The sequence below is a fragment of the Bartonella sp. AP88XZML genome (assembly GCF_042195565.1).
In the GTDB taxonomy this organism is placed as follows: domain Bacteria; phylum Pseudomonadota; class Alphaproteobacteria; order Rhizobiales; family Rhizobiaceae; genus Bartonella.
Genome location: NZ_JBHIOQ010000030.1, coordinates 184,145 through 194,057, shown reverse-complemented (window position 1 = coordinate 194,057; position 9,913 = coordinate 184,145). Strand labels below are relative to the sequence as shown.

Genomic DNA, 9,913 nt, shown 5'->3' with positions numbered 1-9,913 from the left:
ATCAAGATTCACCTATTCCCTTATATTAGACATAACTATTTTATTTTACTTGCTTTTTATTTGCCTGTCACGCCCACCATTCAACTTTATAGTATAAATAAATTATCGAATTATCGTATTCTTCCAAGGTACGGGATGCGTAAATAAAGATTCGGAAATAAGATTTTGCAACATGCCTCTACAAAGGGCATACTTTACGGAGTGTTTCTAATATTTTTTACGTTCTGATAGCGCCTCTTGGGGGAAAAAGTATCACAAACGTAATAACAGCCTCATTTTTCAACAGATTAGAAGTTTGATTTTAAAATTCTTTCCACAAGCATAGGCTTCCGTTCTAAAAAATATTGTTTATTTCCTGATCTATCCTCTGTTTTTCTTAATTCTTTCATGTCTATTGGTATACACTTGTTGTCTAAACAGTTAGATATAACAACAGTCACTTCGATAGATATAAAACACTTAACCTTAGAGCTGTATTTTGAGTTTACCAATTACAGATTATAATAAAATATTAAAAAGAGTAAAAAACACGATAAAAGCAAATTTTTTCATTCTAAAAATACATTGATTTATAATCATGTTTTATTGTTTGCCATGTTGAATGAGAAATCCGAATATCGTAATGTTTTCTCATTTCAAACCTATTTATATTGAATCAAACAAAACCGTCTCTCTTACACGTCATAAGAGGAATTAGTATTAAGTAAAAATTGTATAAAAAAGCACAAAAATGCCGATAAATGCCTCAAGTGCTGAGATCTATTGCAACATCGGAGGCTGACAAATAGGCAAAGTGTATGATAATGTCAGCTTATTTCTTCATAAGTGTAAAGATGATGGAGCTCAATGGATTTATCATTGTACCATTCACGAGCGCCAGAGTGAAGTGAGCTTTAAGAGATATCTCTTAAAACAAAGCCTGTAAAATGGCATTCTCCTCACACTGTATTCCTATTGAAATAATGATCACCTTGAACCGTGTGAGTTTAGATCTTCAGAGCTCATCTGTATAACATTTTAATGTGATTGTTATCCAATATTAAAATACTTCTAACATGATGTACAAACTATAAAGAAATAAGAAAAAACATTTGAAAATGTAAATATGAAATCTAAAATTTAACTCTAAGATACAATCTATCTTCATTCATATAAATATACAGTATACATTCTTAAACCTATAAGACTAAGAAAACCTAAACATTGATGAAACCTATAACCCTACCTGAGAAACAGTGACAATCATGTTAAATCAAATTGTCCGCAAGTGTCTCTCATTGAAAAAAACAATATCTTATCTGGACGGCACATATAACATCTTTTTATACGAAAAAACTATAAAGAAGTAATTCGTTATGAATCACAGCTTCCAAGACAAGAAGATATTTTCCACCTCTTGTGCCATCTGTAAATTCTCATCATAAACAGATATCGTTTTTATTCTTCAATGTTTCATAAACTGTTCTAAATCGAATCCATCATGCCTTGTATCTAATCAAAATCGATCTTACCAAAGATCATGCTAAAAAACGTAATAATATTATTCATAAAAAATAAAAAAATCACAATAGATGTTTTTGGGCAATTTCACCAGCATTAGCCGCAATGCTTAAATCTAATCTAAGAAATAAAATATTCATTTTCAGAAAGATGAAAAGAAGCTCATAAAAAAGAGTTTTTGTAATCTGTTTCCTAAAGCATGTGATATAGTAGCAACACTCGGCAAGAATATGCAATGCTAAAGTTTCAGCAATCAAAAGCAATTTTTACTGAAAAAAGAGAAAACAGCATCATTTTATACTAAAACAGTCAACAGAAAACGTTTAGCAACAAAATAAACCAAAAAACATCAAAAAGATTCGGGATTATACAGAAAAATAAGCTAATAGAATAAAAGGAAAACTCTCTAACTTTTTATAGCCTATAAATATCATTTAAACATGGTGATCCCGACAGGATTCGAACCTGTGACCCACGGCTTAGAAGGCCGTTGCTCTATCCAGCTGAGCTACGGGACCCAACTGATTATTTTCTCAATTCAAAATAGCATCTTCAATTCAATGTGTCCAAGAATGCTGCCGATCACTGCGAAAATTATCAGAATAAGAAATAGCACGTCGAATCGATGTATGTTTCTTTTCTACACGGTAAGAGATAGCATTCTTACGTGCAAAAGCAATCGCTTCTTCCTTCCTATTAAATCGAATCCTTACCTGATTATTCATATCAGACGTTGCTGTGTAGCCCATAAGAGGTTCAAGCATTTTTGCTTTCATTGGCTCATACTCTAGAATCCAAAAACCTGTATTCCCCTTACCTGACTGCATAGCTGTCTTAGCAGGACTATAAATACGTGCGATCATGCCTTTTTCCTTCAGATTACACAACGCTTGGATGATAGTTTTCACCACACGTACCCAATTGGGTCATTCTCACACACTCAATCAAATATGGTCGGAGCGATAGGATTCGAACCTACGACCCCCTGATCCCAAATCAGGTGCGCTACCAGGCTGCGCTACGCTCCGCCATTTACATTTACTTGATGCACATTTCCTAAAATTTTCACAACAGAAGTGCAAGAGAAAAACACACTTTTTTTTAATTTTGTTGTATTTCTTTACAAAAAAGCACATTTTTTAATTTTTCCCTCTACTCAATAACAAATTTATTGACAAATAGTAGAAAATAACTTCCGTAAGAAAATCCAATCTATATTAAAAAATAACGAATTTCTCTATAAGGATTTCATAATTTTTATCCTGTTTTAAGCAAGCTCTCATTGTATCAAAACACATTCCACAGATACAATTTTAGAAAAAAATGACTTAAATATTATAGAAAAACTTTCCCAAAGAGAACATAAGCCAAAAAATTCAGCTGTATTAAGCTTTTTTCCCCTCTTTTTCTATCTTCCCAAAGACTCTTTTATTAAAAATTCTAGAATCTTCTACAATCCAAATCCATAAACAACAAACATTTTTTCAAAGCACAAAGGTTTTATTATAAATAAAATACAGCGCTCTTTTTAGAAAAATTTTCAAATACGAAGATGGTAAGAATTCAACATCATACAATAAAATCTCAAAGCTATTTAAAATAAAAACACGATAAGAGTAAAAAATACTATTTTTTACTCTTATATAGATATCCAAAAAGAAAAAATTTAAATGACTTGTCTTCCACATATTGAAACGATAATAGAAGGACAGAATAAGTAAGCCATGATAAGGAGTATTTACGGATTTCTTCTATTTAAAACTTCAGCAATAACAGCACGTGTTATTTTTCTTTTTCTTTGTAATGCCAACTGATCAACAGAATCAATAACACGCTTCAATGAAAATAAAGAACGTTCACAACGGCTTACAAGATAATAAACCGTATCTGGATGTACAATAAGTTGCCTATCGGAAAAAAGCTTAAATGCAACAGCTGTTAACAATGCATCATCAGGCTGATTAATTTCAACGAACATCACCGAATTAAGGCGACTTTTTAGATCATTTAACATTAAATTCCAAGCGGAAGGAAGTGTTTGTGCCGTCATCAATAAAGTAGCTTGTCGTGCATCAAGATTTGCTTGCTTAATACTGTTAATTAAATGAAAAAGTTCTGTCTCATTGATTTCACCTGTATCAATATCCTCTATTAAAAATGATCTGCCTAAAGAAGCCATAGTAACAGCCTGATCAAGTTCATTGTGCTGAATCCTGAAAGCATCTGCTTTTTGGAGCCATATATTAGAAAAATGCGTTTTTCCAGATCCTTCTTTACCAACCAAAACTGCAATAGGTAAGCTCCAATTGGGCCAGTGATCAATAAGCTGAAAAGCCATACGATTGCTTTCCGTTACCACTAAATCCTCAAATTGAAAAATCGGATCATAAGGAAAATTTAAAGATAATTGCGTTTCACGCCCATTCATTTTAGCGGCTCCGAATTTCCGCTTCGCGAATACATCTGAGAACTCAGATAAGTATGAAGAGCAAAACGAACTAAAACGCCAACAGCCGCTGCCGCAGGAACAGCAACAAGCATACCAGTAAAACCAAAGAGTGAAGAAAAAGCAAAAAGTGAAAACATCAACCATACAGGATGTAATCCCACTGATGAACCTACAAGCTTGGGTTGAAGAATATAACCTTCAATAAATTGACCAATTAAAAAAAGTGCCATCACAACAATGATTCCCCCCCAATTATTGGGATAAAACTGGACCCATGCAATACCAACAGAAAGGACCAAACCACTCATTGTGCCGATATAAGGAATAAAGCTAATAAGACCAATAAACATACCAATCAAAAGACTAAAATTGAGTCCTGCAATCGTTAAACCAATAGCATAATAGCCTCCCAATATGAGACAAACTGTTCCTTGTCCACGAACAAAGCCTGCAATAGCTCTATCCATTTCATGAAAAATACTACGGACGGTTTCAAGATGATCACGCGGTATTAACGAATCGATTGCTGTTACCATACGTGGCCAATCTAATAACATATAAAATGCCACCACAGGTGCCACAACAAATAGGCTAACGATATTAACGATTGACTTTCCTGACTTTAAAAGTGAATTCAAAAGAGACGTAATAAAATCCGAACCTTCGCCCAAAAATCCTTTAATATTATTCCGTAATTCATTTGGATCACTTCCAAAATAGCGCCTTAACCAATCAAAATCATGCTCAACAAAAAAGGTTTGAATACGATTAATATAAACAGGTAAACCATCACTCATAAATTGCTGTATTTGCCAACTAATAACAGGAATCAAAATAACTAAAGCAGCAACAAAGGTAATAACAATAAATAAGGTAATAAGGACAGTCCCAAACACACGACGAATACCAAATTTTTCAAGTAATTGAACAATGGGATTGAGAAAATAAGCCAACACAATCCCTGCCACAAAAGGAAGCAAAATCGATCCAAAAACAAACATAAAAAGAATGAAAAAAATCAGCGTACCAAGCCAAAAAAAGATTTGTCTTTTCATATTATTCGGCAACGGTAATTGAGTATACGCTGGCACATAAGTCTTATAACGATCACGAGATGTATTCTCACTCACTTTCTTTCTCATAAGTTGCCAAGAAGACTGTTCGTGATTATCTGATATCTTGCTCATAAAATATCCTAAAAAAATCTTCACAAAAAATTATAAACAACTTCAAAATAAGGTACAAGAAAAGTTGCTTATTTTCTTATCAATATCTCTTGCAGAGAGAACTCTATCATGGCATTGCATAATATCAAAACCTGATTTTCCATTAAAGGAAGGCTCCAATGAGCAATCAAGATCTTACAAATAATAAATCCAAGGCTGGGGATAAATCCAAAGCTGGTCTTACCTACGCAAAAGCCGGTGTAAACATCGATATGGGTAATGCTATGGTAGAAAAAATTAAACCCTTTATACGCGCGACAAAACGAGCCGGAGCAGATGCAGAAATTGGCGGGTTTGGTGGCCTTTTTGATTTAAAAGCAGCTGGCTTTACAGATCCTATCCTAGTAGCAGCCAATGATGGTGTGGGAACAAAATTAAAAATTGCCATTGAAGTGGGGCACCATAACACTGTAGGTATTGACCTTGTAGCTATGTGTGTCAATGATTTACTCGTACAAGGAGCTGAACCTCTCTTTTTTCTGGATTATTTTGCAACTGGAAAGCTCGACCCTGAACAAGGTGCTGCGATTGTTTCTGGTATTGCAGAAGGATGTAAACAAGCCGGTGCTGCTCTTATTGGAGGAGAAACTGCAGAAATGCCAGGAATGTATGCAGAGGGAGATTATGATCTAGCCGGTTTTGCTGTAGGAGCATGCGAACGCAGCAAGCTACTCCCTTCAAAAGATTTGATAGAAGGTGATGTTATATTAGGTCTAAGCTCCTCTGGAATTCATTCCAATGGCTTTTCGCTTGTTCGACGAATCATCCAGCAAAATTATCTCAAATGGAATAACCCTGCCCCTTTTTCCCCCGAAAACAGCCTTGGTATAGCACTTCTTACACCAACACGCATTTATGTAAAATCGCTTCTTCCCATCATGCGAAAACATGAAGGGATTAAAGCTCTTGCTCATATTACGGGTGGAGGCTTTCCTGAAAATATTCCACGTGTCCTTCCATCTTCTCTCTGCGCTGAAATTAATCTTTCTACCATCAATGTTCCAGCAGTATTTTCATGGATTGCCAAACAAGGTAAAATAGAAGAAAGAGAAATGTTAAGAACATTCAATTGTGGTATTGGCATGATCATTATCGTAGCACAGCATGCAGCTGAAACAATTACACAAGCTCTTGAAAGAAAAGGAGAAACTGTAACTCCCCTTGGCATTTTAATAAAATGCCAAGATCAAAATAAAGGAATACTTTATAAAGGGGTACTGCATTTATGAAAAAAAAAATTGTCGTTTTTATTTCTGGTAATGGGTCCAATATGGTCGCACTTGCTCAAGCTAGTCAACAAAAAGAATATCCTGCTGAAATCGTCGCGGTTATTTGCGATAATCCGCGCGCAAACGGTATTGAAAAGGCGCAAAACCATAACTTACCTATTCATATTGTTGATCGTAAAATTTACAAAACAAAAGAAGAGCATGAAGAAAATATTTTTACGATTTTAGATCAATATAAACCGGATTTTCTCTGCTTTGCAGGGTATATGCGTCTTATCTCACCACGTTTTGTAAAACTTTATGAAGGACGAATTTTAAACATTCATCCTTCTCTTTTGCCTTCATTTAAAGGCTTAAACACACATGAAAAAGCTTTACAAGCAGGTGTAAAAATCACGGGTTGCACTGTTCATCTTGTTACAGAAGACATGGATGCAGGAAAAATCCTTGCCCAAGCAGCCGTTCCAGTCTATCCCCATGATACTGCTGAGTGCTTAGCACAAAGAGTTCTTAAAGTAGAGCATAAACTCTACCCCGAAGCTTTAAAAGCATTTATTGAAGGAAAGAGCAAAATGATAGATACGCAACAACAGCTTTTATCTTTTTGAGTGTATCAACAATCTATTAATCAGCATATTTCAATGCTTTACACATAGTTTTTACTCAGTTTCTACAATTGAAAATCTCTATGAAATGTTGACATAATAGAGTCCATCTCTTCATAAATTTTTGCACAAAATATGTGGTGTTTTTGAATTTTAGTTCATTTTCAAAATTCTTCTTTATTCAGTTCTATGACATTATCATAAACACTATTTATCAAAATACTCTCGTATTTCGCCTAAAAAATCTTAAAATACGCAATTTTCTATTGCATAATTTTTTGCTCATGACGAAAGTATTTCTTTAACTGTTAGAGCTAACTGTTTGAGTGTAAAAGGTTTAGATAAAAAACCAAAAACAGCATCTTGTGGAAGATTTTTAGCAAAAGCATCTTTTGCATATCCAGAAACGAAAAGAAATTTGATACCAGGATAGTTTTTACGGACTTCCTTCAATAAAGTGGGCCCATCCATTTCTGGCATTACCACATCGGAAACAATAATATCAACATCTCCTTTTTGTTCCTCAAGAATAGAGAGTGCTTCCACCCCACTTGCTGCCTCTAAAACCGTATATCCTCTCATTTGAAGAGCTCTTACCCCCCCCATTCTGACCGCATCTTCATCTTCAACCAATAAAACAGTCGCAGATCCTGTTAAGTCTATATTTTTATCTTTCTCTTCATCTTTTTCAATCTTTTGAGAAATTTCTCCTTTTATATTGGGGATATAACGGGGAAGAAAAATATGAAATGTTGCTCCTTCACCTTCTTTACTTTCACAATAAATATACCCACCGCTCTGCTTGATAATTCCATAAACCATTGATAAACCAAGTCCTGTTCCTTTTCCAACTTCTTTTGTTGTAAAAAATGGCTCAAACATTTTTTCTTGTATAGCAGCAGATATACCAGCCCCTGTATCTGAAATAGTCAATTGCACATACTCGCCAATTGCTAATCCAAGATGATTAAATTCAGCACTTTGTTGCTTTGTAATATTATTTGTCGCAATCGTAACAATACCTCCATCTAACATGGCATCACGCGCATTAATAACCAAATTCATAATAACACGCTGAAAAGATGCTTGATCAACTTCAACGCTCCACAAATCTCTTCCATGGATAATTTTTAACTGAATATTATTCCCCAAAAGTGGTAAAATAAGATTGCGGATATCTGATAAAAATTCAGTAAAATCAATTTCTTCAGGTCGAAGTGTTTGCTTTCTAGAAAACGCTAACAATTGCTGGACAAGAGCAGCTGCACGATTAGCATTGTTTTTAATATTGATCAGATCAGCATGAGCAGGATCAGAACTACGATGCGTATTTAAAAGAAGATCACACGACATTAAAATTGCTGTTAAAACATTATTAAAATCATGAGCAATGCCGCCAGCCAATTGTCCTACAGCTTGCATCTTCTGACTTTGCATCATTTTATCTTCAAGAGTTTTTTGTTCGGTTGTTTCAATCACAGAGATAATAAGCAAATCTTGCAATGCATCACCGTGATAGGGCGGTACAGACATAATATGGAGCCGTAAATGGCATTCTTCATTTTTTTCTAAAACAGTTTCTAGAGAAACAAAATAATTTTTATTTGTCGCAATTCTCTGAAAAGAACGCTCTAACTGCACACAATCACGACGAGAAATAACATCATAAAAATTGACAGCTTTGTCCATACATCCCGTAAGTGATGAAAAAGCTTTATTCATATGAACCAATTGCCCTGCATGATCCACCACAGCTATTGCAAAAGGACTCGCATCAAAATATTCTCCTAATATACTGGGTAATTTTAATTGATCATCTTCTTCTTTTTGTACTTGTTGTGGAATGATCACAATACGATAAATGTCCTCCTCTTCTAAGAGAGAAGAAACAGATATAAGACAATGGAATATTTTCTCACAAGTCGTGTATGAATTTAAACATAACGAAAACCTATAAGGTAAAGAGTAACCTGAACTTTGATATCTGTTGGTTTGCAAACAGATATCACTCCATGAGCTCTTAGCACCAACGCTATCAAATAACGAATCAAAATTATGTTGACCAATTGAGAAATTCGCTAAATCAATTGAGAACCATTCTGCAAAAGTCGCATTGGCATAAAGAATAGTTCCTTGTTTATTAACGGATACAAAACCAATAGAAGCTTGATCCAAGTGATTGATAGCCTCTTGAAGGTTCGAGAAAAAAACTTCTCGCGTTTGTTGTAAGTGCGAAATATCAGTAATACGCCAAAATAAAAGCTTTTTTTTCTGTTTTGTGATAGGTTGAACGGAAATATTATACCAAACAGATTTTTTTGGTGTAGAATCAGTAAAAATTGGCTGTTCTACTCTTAATTCCTCTTGCGCTGCAAGATTATTACAGGCTGCAACCTTTAAGCGGTACGAGAGTCCACCAGCTCCTGGAAGATCCGCAATAACCCTATAACAAGACACTTCAGGCTTATAGGTCAGAATTTTTCGATAGTTTTGATTAGAATAATAAACAAAACCAGAAAGATCAGAGATTACAATTGCATCATCGCTCCTATTAAAGATGCTAAAATCAAAATCTTCATGCAACCACACATGATATCTTAAAATTCCCATTCCACACAAAACGAGTGTTGCAACACCGATCATTGCTAGAATCAAAAAAGATATTGATATCGCCTGTTGCAAATAGTTTTGTGTATAAAAAAAACCTAAAATACCCACAATGAAAAGAAAACCTAATACAAAAACAACACCAAAAATCACAACTCTCCGATGAAACGAAGACGCTGATCTTTCATTATTCTCAAAATCTTTATCCATCTCTCTTTGCCTTAGCTTATAGCTATTTCTTATGTCACAAAACTTCCTTTATATTCGTTGTTATGTTGTTATAAAGTATATGCTATG

Annotated in this window: 6 protein-coding genes and 2 tRNA genes; 2 read left to right on the top strand and 6 right to left on the bottom strand. The window is 34.4% G+C overall.

Features of this window, described 5'->3' with window-relative positions; translation table 11 throughout:
- Nucleotides 1–1,941: 1,941 nt before the first annotated feature.
- The 5 genes from ACFIK2_RS03780 to ACFIK2_RS03760 all read right to left on the bottom strand — a co-directional run bounded on the left by ACFIK2_RS03780 (nt 1,942) and on the right by ACFIK2_RS03760 (nt 5,136).
- Nucleotides 1,942–2,018 (bottom strand) — tRNA-Arg (locus ACFIK2_RS03780).
- 39 nt (nt 2,019–2,057) lie between these two features.
- Entirely contained in the window at nt 2,058–2,363 is a 306-nt protein-coding gene (locus tag ACFIK2_RS03775; RefSeq protein ID WP_375617799.1) for an ETC complex I subunit, read from the bottom strand.
- Nucleotides 2,364–2,451: 88 nt separating this feature from the next.
- A tRNA-Pro gene (locus tag ACFIK2_RS03770) sits at nt 2,452–2,528 on the bottom strand.
- Nucleotides 2,529–3,238: 710 nt separating this feature from the next.
- Nucleotides 3,239–3,928 carry a DnaA regulatory inactivator HdaA gene (gene hdaA / locus ACFIK2_RS03765; RefSeq protein WP_375617798.1) on the bottom strand — a complete coding sequence of 230 codons (690 nt, stop codon included), beginning with the start codon at nt 3,926–3,928 and terminating at the stop codon, nt 3,239–3,241.
- Nucleotides 3,925–5,136 carry an AI-2E family transporter gene (locus ACFIK2_RS03760; protein ID WP_375617797.1) on the bottom strand — a complete coding sequence of 404 codons (1,212 nt, stop codon included), beginning with the start codon at nt 5,134–5,136 and terminating at the stop codon, nt 3,925–3,927. The genes hdaA and ACFIK2_RS03760 overlap by 4 nt, the downstream gene beginning before the upstream one ends.
- 158 nt (nt 5,137–5,294) lie before the next feature.
- Between ACFIK2_RS03760 and purM the strand changes: the two genes are divergently transcribed.
- Complete coding sequence (purM, locus tag ACFIK2_RS03755; protein ID WP_375633162.1) at nt 5,295–6,404, top strand: phosphoribosylformylglycinamidine cyclo-ligase; 1,110 nt, start codon at nt 5,295–5,297, stop codon at nt 6,402–6,404.
- On the top strand, nt 6,401–7,012 hold the full coding sequence (gene purN, locus ACFIK2_RS03750; RefSeq protein ID WP_375633163.1) for a phosphoribosylglycinamide formyltransferase: 612 nt from the start codon (nt 6,401–6,403) through the stop codon (nt 7,010–7,012). Before purM ends, purN begins: the two co-directional genes overlap by 4 nt.
- A 279-nt stretch (nt 7,013–7,291) precedes the next feature.
- On the opposite strand, the gene ACFIK2_RS03745 is transcribed toward purN, so the two are convergent.
- A complete protein-coding gene (locus ACFIK2_RS03745; protein WP_375676891.1) occupies nt 7,292–9,826 on the bottom strand; it encodes a response regulator in 2,535 nt (844 codons plus the stop codon).
- Between the last annotated feature and the right edge of the window lie 87 nt (nt 9,827–9,913).